The 24,475-nt window shown below is 40.4% G+C and carries 15 protein-coding genes and 1 tRNA gene; 11 read left to right on the top strand and 5 right to left on the bottom strand.

Annotation, left to right across the window (positions count from 1 at the left end):
* Positions 1-46 precede the first annotated feature (46 nt).
* A tRNA-Phe gene (locus tag ACWPKD_RS07605) sits at positions 47-119 on the bottom strand.
* Positions 120-249: 130 nt separating this feature from the next.
* Between ACWPKD_RS07605 and ACWPKD_RS07600 the strand changes: the two genes are divergently transcribed.
* The 5 genes from ACWPKD_RS07600 (at position 250) to ACWPKD_RS07580 (ending at position 5,180) form a co-directional block, all read left to right on the top strand.
* Complete coding sequence (locus tag ACWPKD_RS07600) at positions 250-984, top strand: type III pantothenate kinase (protein WP_455412084.1); 735 nt, start codon at positions 250-252, stop codon at positions 982-984.
* Positions 977-2,233 carry a hypothetical protein gene (locus tag ACWPKD_RS07595; RefSeq protein ID WP_455412083.1) on the top strand — a complete coding sequence of 419 codons (1,257 nt, stop codon included), beginning with the start codon at positions 977-979 and terminating at the stop codon, positions 2,231-2,233. The genes ACWPKD_RS07600 and ACWPKD_RS07595 overlap by 8 nt, the downstream gene beginning before the upstream one ends.
* Before the next feature lie 5 nt (positions 2,234-2,238).
* Positions 2,239-2,802, top strand: coding sequence for an LPS export ABC transporter periplasmic protein LptC (gene lptC / locus ACWPKD_RS07590; protein ID WP_455412516.1), 564 nt, complete (start codon positions 2,239-2,241; stop codon positions 2,800-2,802).
* A 1-nt stretch (position 2,803) separates the two neighbouring features.
* Entirely contained in the window at positions 2,804-2,980 is a 177-nt protein-coding gene (locus ACWPKD_RS07585) for a hypothetical protein (RefSeq protein ID WP_455412082.1), read from the top strand.
* A 94-nt stretch (positions 2,981-3,074) separates the two neighbouring features.
* On the top strand, positions 3,075-5,180 hold the full coding sequence (locus ACWPKD_RS07580) for a peptidylprolyl isomerase (protein WP_455412081.1): 2,106 nt from the start codon (positions 3,075-3,077) through the stop codon (positions 5,178-5,180).
* A 62-nt stretch (positions 5,181-5,242) separates the two neighbouring features.
* Here the strand turns inward: ACWPKD_RS07580 and ACWPKD_RS07575 are convergent, their stop codons facing one another.
* Genes ACWPKD_RS07575 through ACWPKD_RS07565 form a run of 3 tightly spaced genes read right to left on the bottom strand, consistent with a single transcriptional unit; the run spans position 5,243 to position 14,068 of the window.
* Positions 5,243-6,157 carry a GYDIA family GHMP kinase gene (locus tag ACWPKD_RS07575; protein WP_455412080.1) on the bottom strand — a complete coding sequence of 305 codons (915 nt, stop codon included), beginning with the start codon at positions 6,155-6,157 and terminating at the stop codon, positions 5,243-5,245.
* 20 nt (positions 6,158-6,177) lie between these two features.
* Positions 6,178-7,497: a hydroxymethylglutaryl-CoA reductase, degradative gene (locus ACWPKD_RS07570; RefSeq protein WP_455412079.1), complete on the bottom strand. Its 1,320-nt coding sequence runs from the start codon at positions 7,495-7,497 to the stop codon at positions 6,178-6,180.
* A 46-nt stretch (positions 7,498-7,543) separates the two neighbouring features.
* Complete coding sequence (locus tag ACWPKD_RS07565) at positions 7,544-14,068, bottom strand: PAS domain S-box protein (protein ID WP_455412078.1); 6,525 nt, start codon at positions 14,066-14,068, stop codon at positions 7,544-7,546.
* A 223-nt stretch (positions 14,069-14,291) separates the two neighbouring features.
* Here ACWPKD_RS07565 and ACWPKD_RS07560 point away from each other — a divergent pair, with 223 nt between their 5' ends.
* The 6 genes from ACWPKD_RS07560 to ACWPKD_RS07535 all read left to right on the top strand — a co-directional run bounded on the left by ACWPKD_RS07560 (position 14,292) and on the right by ACWPKD_RS07535 (position 22,441).
* Complete coding sequence (locus tag ACWPKD_RS07560) at positions 14,292-16,463, top strand: S9 family peptidase (RefSeq protein WP_455412077.1); 2,172 nt, start codon at positions 14,292-14,294, stop codon at positions 16,461-16,463.
* Positions 16,464-16,493: 30 nt separating this feature from the next.
* Entirely contained in the window at positions 16,494-18,200 is a 1,707-nt protein-coding gene (locus tag ACWPKD_RS07555) for a peptide MFS transporter (protein WP_455412076.1), read from the top strand.
* 68 nt (positions 18,201-18,268) lie between these two features.
* The gene (locus tag ACWPKD_RS07550; RefSeq protein ID WP_455412075.1) at positions 18,269-19,921 is read left to right on the top strand and encodes a peptide MFS transporter; all 1,653 of its coding nucleotides are present in this window, start codon (positions 18,269-18,271) and stop codon (positions 19,919-19,921) included.
* 1 nt (position 19,922) lies between these two features.
* Positions 19,923-21,425, top strand: coding sequence for a peptide MFS transporter (locus ACWPKD_RS07545; protein WP_455412074.1), 1,503 nt, complete (start codon positions 19,923-19,925; stop codon positions 21,423-21,425).
* A gap of 54 nt (positions 21,426-21,479) precedes the next feature.
* Positions 21,480-21,959, top strand: a complete 480-nt coding sequence (locus tag ACWPKD_RS07540) for a thioredoxin family protein (protein ID WP_455412073.1) — start codon at positions 21,480-21,482, stop codon at positions 21,957-21,959.
* Between the two features lie 2 nt (positions 21,960-21,961).
* The gene (locus ACWPKD_RS07535) at positions 21,962-22,441 is read left to right on the top strand and encodes a thioredoxin family protein (protein ID WP_455412072.1); all 480 of its coding nucleotides are present in this window, start codon (positions 21,962-21,964) and stop codon (positions 22,439-22,441) included.
* On the opposite strand, the gene ACWPKD_RS07530 is transcribed toward ACWPKD_RS07535, so the two are convergent.
* Positions 22,434-24,458, bottom strand: coding sequence for a ComEC/Rec2 family competence protein (locus ACWPKD_RS07530; RefSeq protein ID WP_455412071.1), 2,025 nt, complete (start codon positions 24,456-24,458; stop codon positions 22,434-22,436). The genes ACWPKD_RS07535 and ACWPKD_RS07530 overlap by 8 nt on opposite strands.
* Positions 24,459-24,475 lie beyond the last annotated feature (17 nt).

Below are 24,475 nucleotides of genomic sequence, written 5' to 3'. Positions count from 1 at the left end.
GGAGTTGAATAAAAACAAAAAACCCACTCGAAGAGTGGGTTGTAAGTGGTGCCTCCAGGAATCGAACCAGGGACACATGGATTTTCAGTCCATTGCTCTACCAACTGAGCTAAGGCACCATTATGTCTGCTTTCGTTAAGCGTGTATTGCTTGTTGATTGCGGGTGCAAATATAGAACCATTTTTCATTTATGCAAAACAAATTTTTAAAAAAATCAATTTGTATCTTTGTTTGCACAATCTGTAAAATATGCTTTTAGCCATCGATGTGGGGAATACCCGAATTAAAGTTGCTGTTTTTGAGAAAGATAGTCTTTTGTGGAAAGATGTTTTTCTGAAAGAAGAAGCCGAAAAAAAAATTCAAAATATTTTTGAAAAATTTCCTGAAATCGAAAATTCTGTGTTTTCATCGGTGGGAAAGCTGGTCGAATCGGTTGTGGATTTGCTCCGGAAAAAGTCAAAATTGACTGTGATTTCTTCAGCAACCGAATTTCCTTTTGAAAATAAATACGAAACGCCGAAAACTTTAGGGGTGGACCGTATGGTCTTGGCTACAGGCGCCACTTTGCTTTATCCGAACCAGAATCGTTTAATAATAGATGCGGGAACCTGTATTACCTATGATTTTGTCGATGCGGAAAATAATTATCGGGGCGGAGCCATTTCTCCGGGTTTCCGATTGCGGTATGAGTCGTTACATAATTATACCGCTAAATTACCGTTACTGACCTTGGAGCAACCTGAAAATTTTATCGGAAATTCAACGAAGGGGTCGATTCATTCTGGAGTGGTGAATGGTGTTTTAAATGAAATTGACGGGTTTATTGAAAGGTATCGTGAACAATATCAACATTTAACAGTAATTTTAACAGGAGGCGATGCGGAATTTTTGGCTAAAAACATAAAAAACACCATATTTGCCAATCCAAATTTTCTCTTGGAAAGTTTGAATCATATACACCATTATATTTTAAACAATGATTAAAAAGATAATCTTAGGAATTAGTATACTTTTTTCAACAGCAACTTTTGCACAACAGGGCTCCGCTTCACCTTATTCCTTTTTCGGGATTGGAGATGTAAGATTTAAAGGAACCGTTGAAAACCGTTCAATGGGAGGATTGGGTCTAGTTATTGACAGTACCAGTGTTAATTTACAGAATCCTGCCAGTTATTCCAGATTGAAATTTACTTCGTTCACTGTAGGAGGGACTAACAACCGAACCAATTTTAAGACTAATGACCAAGAGGAAAGCGCACAAAGAAGTACTCTGGATTATATCGCTGTCGGATTGCCTATGGGAAAATTCGGAGCAGCTTTCGGCTTAATGCCTTATTCGTCTGTGGGTTATAAGGTTAATTATTTCGAAACTGAAAACGGTATTGATATGGCGAAGGAGTTTACCGGTACGGGTGGTGTTAACAGGGTTTTTGCCGGTTTGGCCTATAATTTCACTCCGGATTTTAGTTTTGGAGCTGATTTTCAGTACAATTTTGGAAGTCATGAAACAAAAGCTATTGTGAAACCAATTGATGTTGTTTTGGCTTCAAGAACCAGAAATACTTCAAAACATTCCGGTTTTTCAAGCAATTTTGGTGTTTTTTATAAAAAGAAACTGGCTAAAGGATATACTTTTCAGTCCAGTGTTGTTTTTTCACCGGAAAGTACAATCAAATCTTCAAATGAAAGAGATGTGGCGACTATTACCCTTACCTCTTCCGGTTCGGAAATTATCAATGACCACGTAAATACCATTCATGAAGATACGGAATTCACCTTGCCTTCAAAACTTTCTTTTGCTGCCGGATACGGTAATGTAAAGAAATGGTTTGCCGGGGCGGAAATTGTGTTTAAAGGAGAAGGGGATTTTGCAAAATACAATCAGAACAGCTTTTATTCAGTAGAGCAAAAAGCTTCAAAGCGATTTTCGTTAGGAGGCTACTATATTCCAAAGTATGACTCCTTCTCGAATTATTTCGACAGAATTACTTATAGAGCCGGATATAAATTTGAAGAAACCGGATTGGTGATTAACAATAAATCCATCGTAGATCACGGGGTTACAGTAGGTCTTGGGCTTCCGGTAGGGAATATCCTGTCGAAAATCAACCTTGGGTTAGAATATGGTAAGCGAGGAACAAGAAGTAACGGATTGATCGAGGAGAACTACTTTAATGTTAGCGTAGGGCTTTCGTTCAGTGACCGTTGGTTTATCAAAACAAAATACGACTAAGACTGATTTTGGGGCAATTTACAAGGTATAAGGTTTTTTTGCTGCCTTTGATGGTGTTGACAGGAGCATTTGCTGTTTCCTGCGAGACTAATTTTAAAGATGTCCAAAATATCAATAAAACCACATTCGCCCCGACGGGAGAAGCCGAAAATGTAAATTTGAAATACACCGATTCCGGGAAAGTGAAGGCGATTTTGGTTAGCCCGAAGCTGCTGGATTATTCCAATCTGAAATATCCTTTTACGGAATTTCCAAAAGGAATTCATGTGACCTTGTATGACGATAAAGCGCAGAAGAGCTATGTGGTTTCGGATTACGCCATTACTTATGCCAAGACGGATATCATAGACTTGCAGGGGCACGTGAAGATTACCTCGCATGACGGTAAGGTTTTGGAAACCGATCAGTTGTACTACGATCAGAAAAACGAATGGTTTTTTACAGAAAAACACTTTAAGTATACTGATGCGGCCGGGGGGTATTTAGAAGGCCCGGGCGTAGACTTCAGTAAGGATTTTAAGGTGTTCAGTATGCAGAACAGTCACGGACAGGTTACAAAAATCGAATAAAATGAAAATACTTCAATACACACATTATCTTTATCTTATCCTCGCGGTTTTGTTTCTGGTGGATGCTATAGACAGGATTCAAAACGACAAAAACCCGGTTGTAAGTTTTCTTTTCACGGGATTAGCGGTTTTTATGTTTTTCTTTCGAAGAAGGTTTTTGAACAGAATGAAAAAATAATTAAAACGAGAGTCGAAAAAACCTTTAGGATTGTTTTATTATTAAATAGATAATTGTATTTTCGCCCTCTGAATAAAAAAATTAACGAAATATAATGGCAGTTTTATCAAAAATCAGACAACGCTCGATATTACTTATAGGTGTAATTGGGTTTTGTTTATTGGCATTTGTAATTGGTGATATAATCCAGAGTGGAGGGTTTAACCAGACTTCTAGAAATGTAGGAAGTGTTAATGGTGAAAACATCCTGGCTCAGGAATTTTTGGAAAAAGTAAACAATGCTGAGAAAGGTGGGCAGGGTATCAGTAACACCCAGGCTGCAAACTCGGTTTGGGAGCAGGAAGTAAAAAGAATCCTTTTTAGTGAGGAGTTTGATAAATTAGGTTTGAAAATTGGTAAAGACCAGTTGGTGAACATAATGAAGCAAAATCCAAGTTTTGCTCAAAACCCTCAGTTTTTGAATGCAGCCGGAGTTTTTGACGTAAACAAATTCAATGAATTTTTAAATACGCTTAAGAGTTCAGATCCTGAAAGATGGAATGCTTGGTTAAAAGATGAGAAAAACATCGAAAACTATGCATTGGAGCAAATGTACTACACCATGATCAAATCGGGTATGGTGGCTACCAAAGCGGACGGGAAAAACGCATACGAGAGAGAAAACAATAAAGTTGATTTTGATTATGTAACGGTGGCTTATTCTACAATCAAAGATGAGGATGTGAAAATTTCCGACAGTGAGCTTGTGGAGTATATGAAAAAACACCCTAAAAAATACAAATCTGATAACTCAAGAGATATTGAATTCGTATTCATAGAAAACAAACCTTCTGTTGAAGACGAAACGGAGATGAAAACTACAATCAACGGTTTGTTGACCGGAAGAGTGGTTTACAACAACCAGACAGGGAAAAACGATACATTACCTGGATTTAAAGCGGCTGCTAACGTAGCAGAGTTTGTAAATGCTAACTCTGATGTTAAATTCGATTCGACCTATGTAGCGAAAAAAGATTTACCGTTAGAAAACCAGGAGCAGTTGTTCAACTTGCCTCAGGGAGAAGTTTTCGGACCGTATATCCACAACGGTTACTACTGTCTTTCTAAAATGTTAGGAAGAAAATCAGGAGCAACAGCAAAAGTGAGTCATATACTTATCGGTTACGAAGGAAGCAAAACACCTAACCTGACCGTTAAACGTACTAAAGAAGAAGCTCAGGCTAAAGCAAATGAGTTGTTGGCTCAGGCGCAGGCTAATCCTGGAATGTTCCCAATGTTGGCTATGGCCAATACTGATGACACAGGTTCAAAACAGAATGGAGGTTCTTACGATAACGTAGTACCGGGACAAATGGTTAAGTCGTTTGATAATTTCTTGTTCGGCAACCCGGTAGGTAAAATCGGAGTGGTGGAGACGGAATTCGGTTTCCACGTAATCAAAGTTGACGGGAAAAACGATGCAGTTCGTTTAGCAACTATCGCAAGAAAAATTGAGCCTTCTGAAGCGACTTCAGATGCAATCTATACTAAAGCAGCAAAATTTGAGGCAGATGCCAATGAGAAAGATTTCGCGGCTGTGGCTAAAGAATTAAAATTGGCCGTAACCCCTGCTACGGTAAAAGCTATCGACGAGTATTTACCAACAGTTGGAAGTCAGAGAGCTGTTATTACTTGGGCTTTCAATAATAAAACTGCTGAAGGGGATGTGAAGAAGTTTGATAATTTACAAGGGCACATCATTGCACGTGTTAAATCGAAAAACGAATCTGGCTTATTGTCAATTGAAGAAGCTAAAACCAGCGTAGCGCCAATTTTAAGAAACGAGAAAAAAGCTGCTATGATCAAAGCTAAAATGACTGGTTCTACTTTAGAGGCTGTATCTCAGAAAACAGGAGCGTCTATCCTTCCTGCTGCGGCGGTTTCTTTGGAAAATCCATTCATTCCTGCTGTAGGTCCTGAGCCTAAAGTGGTAGGAAAAGCATTTGGATTGGCTAACGGAAAAACGTCTCAGTTAATTGAAGGGCAAGCGGGTGTATATATGATCAGAACTAAGAATGTAGTAAAAGCACCAGCTTTACCAAACTACGTACCGTATATCACTAAAGTTAAATCCCAGAACCAAGGTTCGGTTTACGGAAGAGCATTCGGAGCGCTTAAAGCAGCTGCGGATATCGAAGATAACAGAGCGGATTTTCAATAATTGATATCTGAATAAATATAAAAAAAGGCTTACTGAGAAGTAAGCCTTTTTTTATTGTTTTTTTATTTGATCATGGCTGCGTAAGGGATCACGGTTTCATAGCCTTTCGCTTTAAAGTAAGGCAGCGGATCTTCCTCGGTTATTACTAAAACGAAATCACCACCCCAGGCACCAAGGCTTTTAATAGTGCCTTTGAAATCACCGAACAACGCTTCCTTCACAGTAGCTGTATCTAAAACAGCACTCATAATGGCTTCATGTTCCTCAAGAATTTGAACGCATTCTTTAAGGGTAGTGGTTGTCAGTAATTCCAAAGTGAGCTTGTTTATTTTTGGAAGGATCCGGTCGATGTCCTGTCTCTTTTCGTAATAGTTTTTAATGGCAGTTTTGCTGTTTTGCTTTTTATTCAGATAAACAAAATATAGGTTTTCTTTAAAAACGGGGTCAAACGATACAGGTTCAACTATTGGTTTTTGTTGTTCCAGGTGATAAAGCACTGGATTATCATTTTGTGCGCAGGCAATGTCGTAACCACTGCCGCCAAAACTGTTCTGTAAGAGTTCAAAAGCGTCGATGGCAAACCATTGCGCAATATTATTGATTAAGGTCGACGAAGTACCAAGTCCCCAATGTTTCGGAAACGTAAGTGTTGTGGTCACTTGAAAACCTTGTGAATCTTCCGGAAATGATTTTTTCAGTTGATAGGCGTGATGCAGTATTTCAACTAAAGTATTTTTAACCGCTGCAGTTTTGCCAAAGTTGTTTTTCTGTTTGATGTCCTCAAAAGTGAGGATAGCTTCAAACCAAACCGTACCATCCGCATCAAGGCTTTTCCAGGAGATTTTATCTTTTTCTGCGGGCGCAACCTCTAGCGATTGTCCGAATTTTGTGGGTAGGGCAAGTGCTTTGGCGCCATCAAGCACCACATACTCTCCTGTTATCAGTAGTTTTCCGTTGCTGTAGAACGTTTGTTTCATAGTTTTGGAAGCATCCTGAATTATGATTTGCGCAGGCTTTCAAGGTAATCCACCACACCGGAATGCGATACGGTATTTTTTTCAAAGTACTGCACAACTTGTTTTTTCTCTTCCTCAGTAGCTTTGAATTGGTTCAGGATGTTCATGAGGTGCATTTTCATGTGTCCGTGCTGAATACCGGTTGTGGTAAGCGAGCGCAAAGCTGCAAAATTCTGTGCTAATCCGGCTACTGCTACGATTTCCATTAATTCCGTGGCTGAAGGGTTGCCTAGCATTTCCAAAGAAGCCTTTACCAACGGATGCAAAGTTGTTAAACCGCCTACGGTTCCCAGTGCAAGTGGTACTTCGATCCAAAAGGAGAAAATGCCGTTTTCCACTTTGGCGTGTGAAAGGCTTGAATAGTTGCCGTTACGGGAGGCATACGCATGGACTCCGGCTTCAACCGCGCGGAAATCGTTTCCGGTGGCAATCACTACGGCGTCAATTCCGTTCATGATGCCTTTGTTGTGGGTCACGGCTCTGAAAGGTTCTATTTCGGCAATGCGTACGGCGCGGACAAATTTTTCTGCAAATTCTTCCTGTGAAATGTTTTTGTCTTCTTTCAAATCCGATACAGGGCAGGAAACTTCCGCACGTACGATACAATTCGGAACATAATTCGACAAAATACTCATCACGACCTGAATGTTTTTTTCTTCTTCGGAAAAATGAGCGTAATTGAGTGCTTCTTCTTTAAGGGTTTTGGCAAACTGCTCTAAACACGAATTGATGAAATTAGCTCCCATGCTGTCTTTGGTCTCAAAAGTGACATGAAGCTGAAAGTAATGTTCCAATGCTTCGGTCTTATCTCGCAATTCAATGGATTGGATACCGCCGCCACGTTTCTGCATGTTTTTGGTAATGCTTTCTGTAGCATTGTAAAATTTCGGCATGATGGCAGTACAAAAGCCCTGAAGTTTTTGAAATTCGCCCTTGAAAATAAAATGTACCTGACCGATTTTCTCGGTTCCGATAATGGTGGTTTTGAAGCCGCCCCTGTTTGCCCAGAATTTAGCTGCTTTTGCTGCTGCAGCCACGACAGAACTTTCTTCTATTGCCATCGGGATGGTATAGGTTTTGCCGTTTATCAGAAAGTTGGGCGCCACGCCAAGCGGTAGGTAAAAGTTTGAAATGGTGTTTTCAATGAATTCATCGTGTAACCTTTGCAGATCCGCATCAGTATTCCAGTATTGTTGGATTACCGAAATGGCTGTTTCAGGATCTGAAAAATGTTGTTTCGCAATCCATTGTACTTTTTCTTCTTTGGAAAGTTTTGAAAACCCACTAACCGCTTTTGTCATTATAAAGTGCATTTAAATCTTAGGACAAAGATACGTTTTTAGCGTTTTAAAAACGGATTGTTTTTGCCCATTTCATGAGTGATTTTTCAAGGATTTCCCGATTGATCGGTTTGGCCAGATAGTCATTCATACCTATTTCCCGACAATATTCCTGTTCGTCCTTAATGATTCCTGCAGTAAGGGCAATAATAACGCAATCGGAATCTACTTCCCTTATTTTTTGTGTGGCTTCATACCCGTTCATAACCGGCATCTGGATATCCATCAGAATGATGTGCGGCTTATTCGCGAGGTGCTGTTCAACGGCTTCTTCACCATTTTTTGCCTGATAAATTTGGGCTTTCGGGAATATTTTTTCCACTAAGGTTTTGGAAAGTAACATGTTGATTTTGTTGTCCTCTACGATTAGTATTCGGATATCACTGTCAAAATGTACTACGTTCTGCGCAGGTATTTGTGTTACTTTCTGAATGTACTCCGGATTGTTCAGCTCGGTTAGCAATTGCTGAAGGACGTGTATTTTTATTGGTTTTACCAGCGGTTTAATCACAGCATCTGTCGGCAGGTTTATCGTATTGGCGTTGGAATTCTGCATCAGGATGATCGGTTTGCCAAATTTTGACAATTCTTCCAGGCCTTCTTTTCCGATCAGTTCGTAATCGGCAATGAAAAGGTCTGCCTTAGTATTGAATTTATAGGCATTCTGATAGTTTTTATTCGCCACGGATTTGATTTTGAAATGCGTCAACATACGCTGAAGGATTTCAAGGTTGGTTCCGTTGTCCTCCACGATCAGCATGTTTTTGAATTTGTTGTTTTCCAGCTGTTTTAAGGAGCCGCAATGCTCAGCTCTGAATTCCAGTTCAAAGAAAAAAATCGTTCCTCCCTGCGGACGGTCTTCAATCTGGAGTTTGCTGCTCATGAGCTGTAATAAACTGTCGGTAATCGGGATACCCAAACCGGTACCTCCAAATTTTCGGGTCGTGGAATTGTCTTCCTGTGAAAAGGCTTCAAAAATACGTTTTCGGTTTTCGGGTTTGATGCCGATACCGGTATCTTTAACGAAGAACTTCATTTTCGATTTGTGCTCGCTCACAGGTTCGTATTGTACTTCCAGTTCGATTTCGCCTTCCAGGGTGAATTTAACAGCATTGGCCAATAAGTTTACCAGAATTTGTTTCATGCGTATTTCATCCACCCAAATCAAACAAGGAATGTCTTCTCGTATGTTTACGATAAGCTCCAGGTTTTTTTCATGAGCCGAATATTTTACCATGTCAATTACCTGATTGACAATGTCGTGCAGATTGGTTTTGGTGACATCTAATTCCAGTTTTCCGGCCTCGATTTTTGAAAGGTCGAGAATGTCGTTTACAATTTCCAGCAATGCATCCGCTGATTGGTTAACTGTCACGGTGTACTGCTCCTGAACGGAGGACAATTCCGTTTTGAGTAACAGGTTGGTAAAACCGATGATACCGTTCAAAGGTGTGCGGATCTCGTGACTCATATTGGCCAGGAACTGCGTTTTGGCTTTGTTGGCGGCTTCTGCCACTTGTTTGGCTTTTAAGGCATCTTCAATGTTGCGTCTTTCCGTTATGTCGATAACAACCCCTTCAATGTATTTGCTGTCCTTTTCAATGGAAATGGCTTCCCCGTATTCTTCAATCCAGATGATTTCTCCGCTTTTTCGGATTAATCGGCAGGAAATATGGAATGGTTTGTTTAGTTTGATGCATTTCTCAATTTCTTTTGAAACACGATCGCGTTCGTCCGGATGGTATAAGTCGAACAAGGAGATTTTTCCCTGAAAGAAGTCATCTTTCGGATAGCCCGTTAACTTTTCGATCTCATCGTTGAGGAATACCTTGGTGCGCTCCGGATTGTATTTTACAAGATATACGGCTGCCGGAATGTTGTCGGCCAGCAATCGGAATTTTTCTTCACTTTCCTTAATGAATTTTTCACTGTTGATCCGCTCGATGGTCGAAGCAATATTGTTGGTGAAGGTCTGAAGGATGTTTACTTCGTCGGAGGTCCATTCCCTTTCGATGGTGCAGTCGTCAAAACCGATGAACCCGCCAAAAGTTTCTTTGATAAAGATCGGCAGGATTAATACCGATTGTATTTTCTGTTCCTGAAGGATTTCTTTCAAACTTTCATCTTTCACTTCTTTAACCTTGGCGATGTAAGGTTTGTTTTTAAGCAGTTTGTGCATGAACTCCGGATAAGCGTCATGCGGAATGTTTTGCAGTTCCGGATTGTCGATTTCTTTTAAACTGTCGTCTTTTGTCCATTCGTAACGCTGGCTCATCAGATTGCTGTTCGGATCGTTTTCGAAATAATACACCCGGTCCACTTTGGTGGCTTCTCCAATGTAGCGCATGGATTCCTCGAAAATCTGCCCTACGTTTTCACTTTTTAAAAGGCGGTCGGTAGTAATGGCAATCGAGGTAAGGATCTCGCTTTTGAAAATGATCTGTTCTTCGGCGTTTTTACGTTTTATGGTTTCTATGGCCAAAGCGATAATATCGGCTACGGTTCGGGCAAAATTGATTTCATCAAGGCTCCATTTTTTAGCCTGTCCGATGGTTTCATAGCAAGTTACGCCCACCAGTTCCCCGGAAACGATAATCGGGAAATCCAGCAGTGATTTTATGTTGTAGGTTTTGATGTAATCGTTTGTGAATTCTACGGTGTCCGGATCGGTTTCCACATCGTCTGCTACAATACTTCCCCTGTTTTCAATGGCATTGAAGTAAATGGGATAGTCTTTTTTGTGCAGTGTTTTTCCGGAATGATAGGAGTCCGTTGCCTTTTCATATAAGGTGTAAAGTTCGATATAATCGTTGTAGTTGTTCCATAAACTTGAGCGGTCAATCCCCATGGCTAAGGCCGCTTGTTTCATAATATGATGAATCAGTTTTTCCTGGCTTTCATACTGCAGGAAATTAATGGTGGAAATTTTGTTCAGGGTTTGGTTCAGGCTCAGGCTTCTTTCTTTGCGCAGGTTTTCTTCCAGTTCACTTTTTTTGGAAGCAGTAATGTCTCTTACGATAGCCGAATAGCCGATGGTTTTGCCTTTGTCATCCTTTTTGACGGTTACTTTCTGGGAAACCCATAGTTTTTCTCCGTCTTTTTTTACAATCGGGAATTCAATCACATCAAATTCGGAATCGTCTAAATTGTGTAAAACATAATAGTCGTTCACCATTTTGGCATATTCTGACGGGATCAGCTCTGAGAAATGCTTACCTATAAAATAATCCAGCGGGTAACCAAGGGATTTTTCTGCAAATTGGTTTACAAAGGTGAAAAACCCTTTCTGGTCGATTTCGAAAATGATATCCGAGGCGTATTGCACCAGGTTCCGGTATTGTTCTTCCACCAATACTTTGCCGGTAATGTCTTGTCCGTTGGCCACAAAAAGGTTGTCGCTGTACTTTTGATCGGCCCATTGGATGTATTTGTATTCTCCGTTTTTACAGCGGAGTTTTCGGATGTAAACTGATTCAGGTACATAGATGGAATTGTAATCTATTTCTTTAAAATACTCATCTTGTGTTAGTTTCCAAAAATTCTGCCCCATTACCTCCTCAGAGGTATAGCCGAGAATCTTTTCTATCGATTTTCCACAAAATGTTAAATTCCCCTGATTGTCGGTGGCAATGGTAAGTGAGTTGGAATTGTTGATAATACTGTTGGTGAAAATAATCTTGTCGTTGGCATTTAATATCGCAATCCGGCGGGCGTAGTTAATAACCAGAACAATAAAGGAAGTGTTAATCAGTGTGATGATTTGTTTGGTTTCCGCTGTCAGGTTGAACAATAAAACGATTAAAACCGCAATAAGTGATATGACAAAAAACAGGTAGTAGTTCACTTTCTTGAAAATACTGTATGAAAAGAACAGAATCAGCAGGAACTCAGTAAACGTGATTAAATCAAACGGCTCCGTGATGATCTTGTATACTACCACGATGGTGTAAAGGCAGATGAAGATAATGAAAACCGGTCCTAAGGCATTCCGTATTTTTTTATTGTCTTTGGAGAAATAGTACATCGCGAAGCAAAAAATCCCTACCATAAGGTTGGCGATCAGGTCGAAATTGCTCCGTTCAATAAAGAAAAGGTTGATGACTTCCGTCAGTGGGAAAATGATACCGAGGAAGAAATAGTAGGTACGGAATTCGTTGGAGTTGTCGTAATCTTCCGCAAAATTCTTGATGAAATCTTTGTTGTAGGTGGAAGCTTTTTCGAAAGCAATTTTTGCAAACAGTCCAATAAAAAAGAAAACGGGTAACAGAAACCACCATTTGTAATAATAAGGTGCTTCGATTTCAAAACGGAAATTGGCTGACGGCCCTGTGATATTCCCCAGTTTATCTACCATTTTTACCTCGAAGGTATAATCGCCGTGGTTTAGGTTGGTATAGGTGACTTCTCTTGTTTTGAGCGGTTTTGACCAGGCATTGTCTGCGCCTTTCAGGTAATAGGTGTAATAGACTTCGGAATCGTTTTTAAAATTGATGACGCCAAACCGGAAGGTAAGCTGGTTGTCCTTGGAGTCAAAAACATGTCCCTGATCAGGAATGTTGAACCAATAATCACTGGAGGCTGTTTCGGTAGCCCAGTTTCTGGACTGGTTGAAAACATCCACGCCGGTTAATTTTAAAACGGCCTGCTCTTTGTTGCGGGGCTTGTATTGGGTTAGGTATTTGTAGAGCCCTTTAGGTGTGCCGAAAAACAAATTACCGTATTCGTCGGTAGTCTGTGCTCTTACATTGGTTTCAAGTCCTTTAAAACCGTTCTCGGAATCGTAATTGTATATGTTGGTGATTTTACCTTCTTTGGTAACGGTTACTTTGTCGATTCCTAAATTCGAACCGATAAAGATATTTGAGTTCTTGTCGGCAGAAAGCGTGTAGATAAAGGTGGACGTCAGGCCTTGCTCAGTAGTGAACGCTTTAATGGTAGATCCGCTCACGAAATGCAGTTTGTTGGAGCCGGCAAACCAATAATTGCCATTGCTGTCCTTACAGGAAGTGGTTACGGTTTTGGCGATTAATGGTGCGGAAACTTCGAAGGAACCGGAGTTTTTTTCGGTAACCCTGAAAAGTCCCATATTGGTACCGATATACCATTGTTTCGGGTTTATTTCTTCAAGACTGGTGGTGTTTCCCAGTTCCTGTCCATCATTCATTTTGGTTAGGAAAGCGACTTGTTTGAAGGCAGCATCTGTTATTAAAACACCTTTTGTGGTTCCTATAAAATACCGGTTCTGCTTGTCCTGTTTGATGCTGCTGATGCCTAAATTCTTTGGAAGTTTACTGTTGATCGGTGTCGGAAGCAATCCTCTTTCACTTACGACGAATACACCGCCTGTTGTTGTGGCCAGTACTTCTTTTTTGTGATTCATGAAAAGACAGGAAGCCCCTTTTCCGTTAAGGTGTTTTGTTTTGAGCCGGAGTTCTTCCACTTCGTCGCCTTCGAAATAGTAGACCCCTTTGTTTAAGACCCCTGCATACAACCCTTTTTCAGTGGTTAAAACCGAAAAGATATACGGGGATTTTAATTCGGGGATATTGCTGTAGTTGTAAAAATTTTGGGAGCTTGTCCTGAAAAGCCCGGTTCCGTAGGTTCCGATGTACATTTGGCCGCCTTTGTCCTGGTACATACAGAAAACGTTTTCTCCCGTAAACCCGTTCTTTTCGTTAATGAAACTCGTGTAGCCTTTCATGTGCATGGCCAGGCCTTGTTTTCCGGTGCCGGCCATCCATATAAAACCGCTTCGCCCTTTAAGCATTTTGGTGATGGAAAACGCTTCTTTTTCGGAAACCATCACTTTGTCGACGAAAGAAATTTCAAAGTTGGTTTTGCTTTTGGAGACTAATTTGTATACCTCGCCTTTCGAATTCCCGATGGCAAACCGGTCGGGACCAATGGCGGTCAGGCAGGTGTAGCCACTAAACTTTTCAGGTTCGAACCGAGTTACATTTTTGCCCTGTATTTTAAGGATCCCGTTTTGTGTGCCCAGAAATATGGTAGAGAGCCCGTCAATTAAAGCAGAATTGATTTCCGGAAATTCCCCGTTGAATTCAGCAATAACTACCGGTGTGTAATCTTTTTTAAGGAAAATAACTTCTTTGTCTGTGAAACAGTAGGTGCCGTTAAGGGCAGGAATCAGTTTCTGGACATAAGAGCCTTTTATTGGGGAATTTTTATAATCCAGTTCTTTGATGAATTCCTGGCCGTTGTATATCAGCAGGCCAGTGAACTTTGTTGCGGCTATGATGTTTTTGTTGCAGTCTTCGGCGATGTCGGTCACAAAGAAACCTTCCGCTTTTTTAGATTTGTTGATGATGCGGAAATTTTGCCCGTCATAACGGATGAGCCCGGCGCCATCTGTTCCGATCCAGATCAAATTGCGGCTGTCTTGGGTAATGCTGATTACCGAAGAAGAAGGTAATCCTGAGTTTTGGTCAAGTATTTCATAGTTGAAGACCTGACCAAATGTGTTTTGGCAAGCTAAAAAAAGTAGTAGGCTGTAAAACGCTATTTTTTTTATCATACGACGGGTATGGAGTCTGATTTAGCAAGTGACTAATAAATATAACACTTTAACTAATAATTATCAGTTTGTTTGTGTTTATTTTTAAAAATATATCGATAAAGTGTTAAAAATCATCGATAAAATATAATGCAAATCATTTGATTTTTCGCCTTTTAACAAATTAATTTCCAGCAATTGATAAATTTTCACTAAAATTGGAAGTTTTTTTATCATCAATCTTATGAGAAATATCACAAAATGTCTGTTTTTATTGGTGCTGACATCGTTCACCGCACTTGGGCAACAAAAACTTACCCTTGAAGAAATTTGGGGAGGGGCTTTCAGAACCCAGGGTATGACTGCCTTGGAGGCCATGAAAAATACCAATCAGTATACCGTACTAAATTTTGACAGGGCAACTCGTTCCAACCAAATCGACTTGTACGATTTCGCCACGCTTGAAAAAGTAGCCACCTTGATAGATTCCAAAAACCACAAGGAATTGCAAGGGATTGATGCCTATACCTTTAGCAAAGACGAGAAGAAAATCCTTATTGCCAATAATTCGGAACAGATTTTCCGTCATTCCTTTGTAGCCGATTATTTTATTTACGATACCGCGTCAAAGTCTTTAGTGAAATTAGCCGACTATAAAGTGCAGGAGCCTACTTTTTCACCGGACGGTACCAAAATCGCTTATGCTTACCAAAACAATCTGTTTGTGTATGATGTAGCGTCAAAGAAACATACGCAAATTACTGCAGACGGTAAAAAGAATGCCGTAATCAACGGAATCACGGATTGGGTATATGAAGAAGAGTTTTCGTTTGTACGCGCTTTTGACTGGAATGCTTCGGGAGATAAAATTGCCTTCATCCGTTTTGATGAAACCAATGTGCCGGAGTTTTCAATGGACCTTTATGTTCAGGGCTTATACCCAACGCAGAACGTGTTTAAGTATCCGAAAGCCGGAGAGAAAAATTCTGAGGTTTCGCTACATGTTTATGATGTGAAAGCAGCAGCAACCAAAAAAATAAATTTAGATAAATACAACGATTTCTACATTGCGCGTATCGAGTGGACTAATGAAGTTAATACGTTAAGCGCGCAGGTACTGAACCGTCACCAGAACAACCTTGATTTGTTGTTTGTGGACGGAACTACCGGTGCTGCAAAAGTGGTTTTGAATGAAAAAGACAAAGCGTATGTGGATGTAACCGACAATCTTACGTTCTTAAAAGACAACAGTTTTATCTGGACTTCTGAAAAAGACGGTTTCAATCATATTTATCACTACGACAAAAACGGGAAACTGAAAAATCAGTTGACTAAAGGGAAATGGGAAGTGACCGCGTATTACGGTTTTGATGAGAAAAACGGCACTATTTATTTCCAATCTACAGAAAACGGTTCAATCAACCGCGATGTGTACAGCATAAAACTTAACGGATCCGGCAAAAAGCGTTTAAGCCCATTGACCGGTACCAACGGAGCGACTTTCAGCCCTAACTTCCAGTACTTTATCAATTCGTATTCCAGCGCTAAAAATGCGCCTAAGTATACTTTAGTGGAAACCAAAACCGGAAAAGTAATCAAGACGATTGTTTCCAATGAAGCGCTTGAAACGAAACTGGCAAAATACGATTTACCAACGAAAGAATTTACCGAAATCACCACGGAAAAAGGGCATAAGCTAAATTCATGGATGATCAAACCGAAAGATTTCGATCCGACTAAAAAATACCCTGTTTTCATGTTCCAATATTCCGGTCCGGGATCCCAACAAGTGGACAACAACTGGAACAGTACCGATGATTATTGGTTTATGATGTTGGCGCAGCAAGGCTATATCGTAGCGTGTGTGGACGGGCGCGGAACCGGTTTCAAAGGCGCGGAATTCAAGAAATGTACCCAGAAAGAATTGGGGAAATTCGAAGTGGAAGATCAAATTGATGCGGCGAAATTGTTCGGAACCTATGCATATGTAGACAAATCGAGAATCGGTATTTTCGGATGGTCCTATGGAGGATTTATGTCGTCTAACTGTTTGTTCCAGGGCGCAGACGTGTTCAAAACGGCTATCGCTGTGGCTCCGGTAACCAGCTGGAGATTTTATGACAGTATCTATACCGAGCGTTACATGCAGACGCCTCAGGAGAACAGTGGCGGATACGATAACAATTCACCGATCAACCACGTAAGTAAACTTAAAGGGAATTTCCTTTTAATCCATGGAACGGCTGATGACAACGTACACGTGCAGAATACCATGAAAATGGTTGAAGCTTTAGTGCAGGCCAACAAACAGTTTGACTGGGCGATTTATCCGGACAAAAATCACGGGATCTTCGGGGGTAAAACCCGTTTACAGTTGTATACCAAGATGACCAATTTCATTAAGGAGAAACTATAATAACTATATATTTTAAACCAAAAACTAAAAATGAGCGAAACTACTGCTAAACAAGGGCATCCAAAGGGGCTTTGGGTACTATTCGGAACAGAAATGTGGGAGCGATTCAACTTCTACGGAATGCGTGCCATATTAACTTTATTTATGGTGCATGCCCTGATGTTGGGGGAATCGAATGCTTCTATTATCTACGGAGGATTTTTGGCATTATGCTACTTGACACCTTTACTTGGAGGATTCATTTCAGATAAGTATTTAGGGAACAGAAACTGTATCATGCTGGGAGGTACCTTAATGGCTATTGGGCAGTTTTTATTGTTTTACAGTGCAACAAATTATGATACCAATCTGAATTTGTCCAAAGGATTGTTCTGGCTTGGACTTTTAGTGATCATTTTTGGTAACGGTTTCTTTAAGCCGAATATTTCTTCGATGGTAGGTAGTTTATACCCGGCTGAAGCTAAAACGAAATTAGATTCTGCTTTTACGATTTTCTATATGGGAATCAACATCGGAGCATTATTGAGCCAATATTTTGTACCGCTTTTTGCTGATGTAAAAGTTAATGATGTGCAAGATCCTACAGTGTTCAAATGGGGATATTTAATGGCGTGTATCGCGATGATTTTAGGAACGGTGATTTTCTTCGTCCTTAAAAATAAATATGTAGTTACACCGGAAGGAAAAGCAATCGGTGCAAAACCAAACAAAAATGTAGCGCATGGTGAAGTAGACGAGCAGGCTAAGTTTTCTGGGAAATCTATCGGAATCGTTGCTGTTTTGTTCGTGATTTTGTTTTTTGCCTTCAGGTATTTTCTTGTAGGAGAGTTTGGTTTCAGCAATTTTGAAATCGGAACTTTAGTAAAAGGGATTATTTATCCGATCATTTACGGAGCTGGTATTTCTTTGGCAGTGTTGATTTTGTTAGACTCTACTTTAACTAAAATTGAAACCCAAAGGATTTGTGTGATTTATATTATTTCATTCTTTATCATCTTTTTCTGGGCAGCTTTTGAGCAAGCAGGTTCATCGTTAACCTTTATTGCTTCCAACCAGACGGATCGTCACTTCTTTAATTGGGAGATGCCAGCCTCAATGGTTCAGATTTTTAACGGATTGTTCGTAGTGTTGTTGGCAGTTCCTTTCAGTATCATGTGGGATACTTTAAGAGCAAAAGGAAAAGAGCCGATTTCCCCTAACAAACAAGCGCTTGGTTTGGCAATTATTGCGTTGAGTTATTTTATCATCGCTCATAATGTTAAAGATTTAGGGACTTCAGGATTGTTAGCAGTAAAATGGTTGGTTTTGTTATACCTTATCCAGACTTGTGGAGAATTGTGTCTGTCACCAATCGGTCTTTCATTGGTAGGTAAATTGGCGCCAAAACGTTTCGCTTCATTACTATATGGTGTTTTCTTTATTTCGAATGCTGCAGGTTACGCCTTAGCAGGAACATTGGGTTCTATTTTACCGGCTACCGGAGATAAATTCAAAAAAGCGAAAGAGCTTGGTATTAATCTACAGGAAGTTTTAGATAAGAAAGTTGCCTTAACCGCAGAACAGGCTAAATTGTTAGCAGATAATCAGATCAGTGATCATTATAAGACTTTTGCCGGTTTTGAAATTCACAATTTGTTTGAATTTTTCATGGTATTTGTGGTGTTGTGTGGAGTAGCTTCGGTTATTTTATTCTTATTGACGCCAATGTTAAAAAGAATGATGCACGGCGTAAGATAAGCCCATTCGAAAATATTTTATATCTTTCAAGCCTGTAACCCAGTTACAGGCTTTTTTAATTTATAACTATGAAAAATAAACACCCTAAAGGATTACTCTTTTTGTTTTTTACCGAAATGTGGGAGCGTTTTGGTTATTATCTGATTATCGGGATTTTTGTTTTGTACATGATTGACCCTGCTGCCACTGGTGGTTTGGCTTTTTCAGACAAATATGCCGATGATATCTTCGGAACCTATATCGCATTGACTTACTTAACCCCGTTTTTAGGAGGTTTCCTTGCCGATAGGGTTTTAGGGTATTTCAAAGCAATTTATTTAGGAGGTTTCCTGATGGGATGCGGTTACATAGGATTAGGGTTTCACAACCTGACCGCTTTTTACGTTTCCATGGCATTGATTATTGTGGGGAACGGATTCTTTAAACCGAGTATTTCCACATTGGTGGGGAATTTATATTCTACCGAAGAATACAAAGCCAATAAAGACGCAGGGTATAACATTTTCTACATGGGGATCAACATTGGTGCCTTTATCTGTAACATCATTGCTGCGTTTATGCGCAACCAGTACGGCTGGAGTGCCGCTTTCATAACGGCTGGAGTAGGAATGTTCCTAGGCTTGATTATCTTCTTCTTAGGTAAAAAACATTTGGAACATGCCAACGTGATGAAACCAAAGCAGGAAGGCGATATCAGTTTGAACCGTATTTTATCAAGTGTATTTTTACCGGCGATTGTTGCAGGGGTCATAGGATGGATCATTCCGGGGAATATCTTCAAAAGTGATTCTACCGATGCGTTCATTTTTGCGTGTATCCCGGTGATTATTTTCTACGTTCGATTGTACCTGAAGGCTAATCACGAAGACAAAAGACCCTTGGGTGCTCTATTGGCCATTTTTGCGGTAGGGATGTTGTTCTGGGCGGTATTCAAACAGAACGGAACAGCGCTAACCCGATGGGCAAATTACTATACGGACCGTCAGGTTACCGGTGCAACGGAAAGTGCTTTAGAAAATATTTACCTGGTGGATCAGAAAGATTTCCAGACCAAGGAAGTGCAGAAATACGACAGTCAGTTTCAGGCCGAGAAAGACGATGCTGGAGAACCGATAAAAGTACAAGGAAAAGACGTGTATTTTACCAATGTTTCAGAGCAGCAGCGAGCGGCTTTAGAAGCCAATCCGGAGCAGAAAGTATCGTTAATCAATACCGAATTGTTCCAATCGATCAACCCGGGCTGGATTATAGTGTTGACACCTTTGGTTGTAGGCTTCTTTGCATTGTTACGTCGTAAAGGGAAAGAACCGACCACGCCGTCTAAAATTGTATTGGGATTATTCATATCGGCTTTATCATGTTTGTTCATGGTAGCTGCGGTGTATATTGGAAGTAACGGCGCTGTAAAAGTATCACCGTTATGGCTGGTAGGAACTTATGGTGTGATTACCGTAGGGGAATTGTGCCTGTCTCCAATGGGATTGTCCATCGTGTCCAAGTTAAGCCCTCCGCGTTTAACGGCTTTGATGATGGGAGGTTTCTTCCTGTCGATTTCCATCGGGAATAAATTATCAGGGGTGTTGGCCAGTATGTGGTACGATTATGAGAACAAGGCCAATTTTTTTATTGTAAACTGTGGATTATTATTATTTGCAACGTTGTTAGGGCTTTCGATTTTGAAACGCTTAAACGCCGTAATGCGTGAAAAAGGATTGAATTAAGATGACCAGTATAGAACAAATTCAGGATTTTAAAGGAAAATATCCAAAGCAGCTTTGGTATTTGTTTTTCAGTGAAATGTGGGAACGTTTCAGTTTCTACGGGATGCGTGGGATGCTTACTGTATTTATGGTAAGTCAGTTAACGATGAACGAAACTACTGCCAATTTGCAGTACGGAGCTACTCAGGCCTGGGTATATGCCTTCACCTTTATTGGAGGATTATTTGCCGATAAGATTTTAGGATTGCGCCGTTCTCTTTTCTGGGGTGGGCTTTTGATGATTGTCGGAAGTATTATTCTGGCTGTAGACCCTAAGAACTTCTTCTTTTTAGGAATTTCGTTTACTATTGTAGGAACCGGTTTTTTTAAGCCTAATATTTCCTCAATGGTAGGACAGTTGTATAAGGATGGCGATGTGCGACGTGATGCAGGGTTTTCCTTGTTTTACGCCGGAGTTAATTTGGGGGCTTTAATTGGAGGTTATATCTGTATTGCAGTTGCTAATGGGAATCTTTGGGCTTCATTTGTTCCGGAGCATTTGCGTTGGAATTTTGCTTTCGGATTTGCTTCCGTTGTAATGATTATCAGTTTGCTGACCTTTACACAAACCCAAAAAAGTCTTGGGGAAATAGGGCTTTCACCTTTAATGCATCTGGAAGCTTCAAAACGTAAAATTTTTGAAATTGCTACTTATATAGGATCTTTGGCAATTGTACCGGTTATCATATTGATGGTAGCTAATACAGAATACACGGATTATTTCATGATGGTGATTGGTCCGGCTTCGATTTTATATCTTTTTTATGAGATGAAAAATTTCTCAAAAGAAGAGAATTTGAAATTATTGGCCGCTTTGGTTTTTATCATTTTTTCCATTTTCTTTTGGGCCTTTTTTGAACAAAGTGGTGGCTCTTTAAGTCTTTTTGCTGCTAATAACCTTCATAATACCGTTTTAGGTTTTGAGTTGGATCCCAACGGCGTTAACAATTCGGCAAATTCCTTGTTTGTAATCGCTTTCGCGGCTTTGGTGGGAATGGTTTGGTTGTGGATGGCCAAAAAGAAAATTGAACCAAATACCGTGGTAAAGTTCGGATTAGGATTTTTATTCCTGGCCGGTGGTTTCTGGGTGTTCTACTATACGAAATTTTTTGCCGGTCCGGACGGGAAAACCTCTTTGGATTTGTTTACTTTCGGGTGGTTTATCATAACCTTCGGGGAATTGTGTCTGTCACCTATCGGGATGAGTGCTATGACAAAACTGTCGCCACAGAAAACCCAGGCGGTAATCATGGGGATGTGGTTTTTGGCCAGTGCCTACGGACAGTATTTTGCAGGGTTGCTAGGGGCGAACATTGCGGAAGCTTCGGCAAATGCAACCAATCTGGAAAAATTAAACGTGTATGCCGATGGCTACGAGCAGCTGGCGATATATGCTTTAATTGCCGGGGTAGCGCTTATTGCAATCTCGCCATTGGTTAAAAAATTAATGCAAGACGTTAAATAATAGTGCAAATCGGCATTATTTTTGTTATTTAGTATGCTGAAAACCACAATGATGATGAAAAGAATACTTTTACTTTTATTTGTTTTTGCAAGTTTCAGTGCTGTTAAGGCGCAGGAAAGCGAATTGACATGGTTGACCAGTTTTGACAAAGCCATGGAAGTGTCACAAAAGGAGAAGAAACCGATGTTGCTTTTCTTTACGGGAAGCGATTGGTGTGGCTGGTGCATTCGTTTGCAGAAAGAAGTTTTTCACCAACCTGAATTTGTAAAATGGGCAAAGGATAATGTGGTGCTGGTGGAGTTGGACTTTCCAAGAAAAAAACAGTTGGAACCCGCTATGATGCAGCAAAACTATGGTTTGCAAAACGCACTTAAGGTACAGGGTTACCCGACTATTTGGTTTGTTACCGCCGAGAAAAAACCGGAAGGGAACATCAATTTGACCCAGTTGGGCAGTACCGGATATGTTGCCGGTGGACCTGAGGCATGGTTAAAAGGTGCCAATCAGATATTAACACACAATAAAAAAGGATAAGAATGAAAAAAATGGTATTTGCCTTCTTCTTAGTTTTGGGAAGTTTGGCGGTTCAGGCACAGGAGGCCGAAATAAAATGGATGACTATCGACGAAGCATTGGCTTTACAACAGAAAAAGCCTAAAAAAGCAAAACCGATTTTTATGGATGTTTATACCGATTGGTGTGGTCCATGTAAAATGCTGGATAAGAACACGTTTCACGATCCGAAATTTGTCGCGTACATCAACGAAAATTATTTTCCGGTAAAATTCAACGGCGAAGGGACTGCGGAAGTGAACCACCAAGGTAAGAAGTATACCAATCCAAACTTTGACCCAAACCGAAAAGGCCGTAATTCCGCTCACGAATTCACGTCTTTTTTGAAGGTTCAGGGCTATCCGTCCGTTTATGTTCTGGATGTGAAAGGAGAGGTGAAACCGGCCATTATCGGGTACAGAACAGCAGACCAGCTGATTGACGAGCTCAAAAAAATCAATTAATTCTATAGAATCCCTTTTCGGCAGTAGCGTGGAAAGGGATTTTTTCTTTTTCGCAAGTGGCTTTCCAGCGCACCACGGTTTTTCTGTAATTGGAACCGTCTGCAATAATCTGTTTGGGATGTAGTGTCAGGATTAGCCGCTCCAGGTTTATTTTGGCCGATTGGGTAAGCAAAACGATTTCCGGCTTTTTTGTCAGCGAATTGTAAATGCCGGTACTGTCTACAATCAATATTCGTTTGTCCTTGTAAAAAGCGGTATTCTCAAGAGGATGTATTTCCAGCCGCTGATTAAAATTTCCTCTGTTATACACCTTTAGGTTTTGGTTTTGTGCTGCTTGTGGCTCATCCGTATATACTAAAATCGTATTGTTTCTTTTTTCCGCCAAGAGGCTTGTTTTTTTGTTGTTAAAGACGACGAATTCGTTTTGGTTTCGACTTTGATGCATGCTGTAAAGCACTACTATCTGAAACACCATTCCGCTGAAAAGCAAAGCAGTCAGACGATGGTAGGTTTTTCTGTAAAACCAAAAAACGCCTGTCCCGATCAAAAGATACAGGCTTATCAGTAAAGGAAGCGTAAAAGGGATTTCTTTTAAGGTAAAATCCCTGAATGAAGCAATCCAGGCGATGTAAGTATTCATCAGTTCAATAGACAAAGACAGGAGTTGTCCCAGAAAGACAGAAGCCTGTGGCCAAATGAAATTCATCAGGAGTATAAAAACACCAAAAACCAGGATAATACTGGACAGCGGAATGACCACCAGATTTGCCACTAAAAACAGACTTGGAAACTGATGAAAGTAATAGAGGCTGATGGGCAGCACACCAATTTGGGCAATTATGGAAATGATTGCCAAATCCAGTAAATACCTTACAATGCGGCTTTTACCACTGTAAAAGTTTCGGAACAAAGGTTGCAGCCAGACAATGGCAAATACTGCGGCATAGCTGAGCTGAAAACCGACATCAAAAAGGAAATTCGGTTTGAAAAACAGGATGGTAAGCGCGGAAACGGCCATGGCATGGTACATGTTACTTGTTTTGTTCAGATACAGTCCAAAACTCATAAAACTGAACATCACCACAGAACGAACCACCGAAGCAGACATGCCTGAAAGGAGCGCAAAGCTCCAAAGCAAGCCAAGTGAAATCACTAATTGCCAAAGTTTACCCTTTCGGAAACGCGATAAAGGTGTCAGTAAAAGCTGCAGCATGGCGTACAGTATGGCAATATGCAAACCCGAAATGGCCAGTATGTGTACAACGCCGGTATCGGTATACTCCTGATTGATTGCTGCATCAAGATCCTGACGCTGACCCAAAAGCAGTGCTTTGATGATGTTGCGTTGGGTTTCTGAAAAATGATGGATCTGAAAACTGTTCAGTAAGGTGTTTCTATAGTGCTCAATGTGATAATCCTTGTTTTGTTTAAGAGCAAGAAAATGGGTGTTTTGTTTTTTTAAATAAATCTGATGGTACACCTGTTGTTTTTCCAGGTAGCCCGCATAATCGAATTGGTATGGGTTTATCGATTTTGGAATACTTTGCAGATCAGCATAGATCATCAGTTGGCTTCCGGCTTTGAATTGCTTAGGGAATTCTTTTTTAGGAACAGTTAGTAAAATTTTCCCAGAGGCTCCCTGCTTGTTGATTTGTGATATTTTCAGATAGTATTTTTCAGCATAAGCATTGGGTTTCAAACGCTCGGCAATGGTTCCGATAATCAGGTTGTTTTCCTTTTTTGAATAATGGCTGTAATGATGATCATAATTGACTTCAGACTGGAGGCAATGCGCTAGTAAACCACAGGAAACCGCCGTAAGCAGCACAGCAAATCCAAAATAATTTTTTTGGACTAGATCTTTTTTGGCTATTCTTCCGGCTACTACTAAAATCAGTAGGGTAGTAAGGCAAAAAACAATTACGGTAAGTGGTTTGAAAGCGGCAAAATGGTCTGCCGTAATGCCTAAACAAAAGCCAGTACTTATTATAAATATAGGAAATTTCGCTACTTTCATAAAACGAAAATAGCTAA

The sequence above is a fragment of the Flavobacterium pedocola genome (genome assembly GCF_053764385.1).
Note: the sequence above shows the minus strand (reverse complement) of the source record. Positions and strands in the feature narration are given on the sequence as shown.

Excerpts from the sequence above, each read along its gene's own strand:
- ACWPKD_RS07540 (WP_455412073.1), top strand. The coding sequence starts at position 21,480 with ATGAAAAGAATACTTTTACTTTTATTTGTTTTTGCAAGTTTCAGTGCT.
- ACWPKD_RS07545 (WP_455412074.1), top strand. The coding sequence starts at position 19,923 with ATGACCAGTATAGAACAAATTCAGGATTTTAAAGGAAAATATCCAAAG.
- ACWPKD_RS07555 (WP_455412076.1), top strand. The coding sequence starts at position 16,494 with ATGAGCGAAACTACTGCTAAACAAGGGCATCCAAAGGGGCTTTGGGTA.
- ACWPKD_RS07530 (WP_455412071.1), bottom strand. The coding sequence starts at position 24,458 with ATGAAAGTAGCGAAATTTCCTATATTTATAATAAGTACTGGCTTTTGT.
- ACWPKD_RS07580 (WP_455412081.1), top strand. The coding sequence starts at position 3,075 with ATGGCAGTTTTATCAAAAATCAGACAACGCTCGATATTACTTATAGGT.
- ACWPKD_RS07570 (WP_455412079.1), bottom strand. The coding sequence starts at position 7,497 with ATGACAAAAGCGGTTAGTGGGTTTTCAAAACTTTCCAAAGAAGAAAAA.
- ACWPKD_RS07565 (WP_455412078.1), bottom strand. The coding sequence starts at position 14,068 with ATGATAAAAAAAATAGCGTTTTACAGCCTACTACTTTTTTTAGCTTGC.
- ACWPKD_RS07550 (WP_455412075.1), top strand. The coding sequence starts at position 18,269 with ATGAAAAATAAACACCCTAAAGGATTACTCTTTTTGTTTTTTACCGAA.
- ACWPKD_RS07575 (WP_455412080.1), bottom strand. The coding sequence starts at position 6,157 with ATGAAACAAACGTTCTACAGCAACGGAAAACTACTGATAACAGGAGAG.
- ACWPKD_RS07535 (WP_455412072.1), top strand. The coding sequence starts at position 21,962 with ATGAAAAAAATGGTATTTGCCTTCTTCTTAGTTTTGGGAAGTTTGGCG.
- ACWPKD_RS07585 (WP_455412082.1), top strand. The coding sequence starts at position 2,804 with ATGAAAATACTTCAATACACACATTATCTTTATCTTATCCTCGCGGTT.
- ACWPKD_RS07595 (WP_455412083.1), top strand. The coding sequence starts at position 977 with ATGATTAAAAAGATAATCTTAGGAATTAGTATACTTTTTTCAACAGCA.
- ACWPKD_RS07600 (WP_455412084.1), top strand. The coding sequence starts at position 250 with ATGCTTTTAGCCATCGATGTGGGGAATACCCGAATTAAAGTTGCTGTT.
- ACWPKD_RS07560 (WP_455412077.1), top strand. The coding sequence starts at position 14,292 with ATGAGAAATATCACAAAATGTCTGTTTTTATTGGTGCTGACATCGTTC.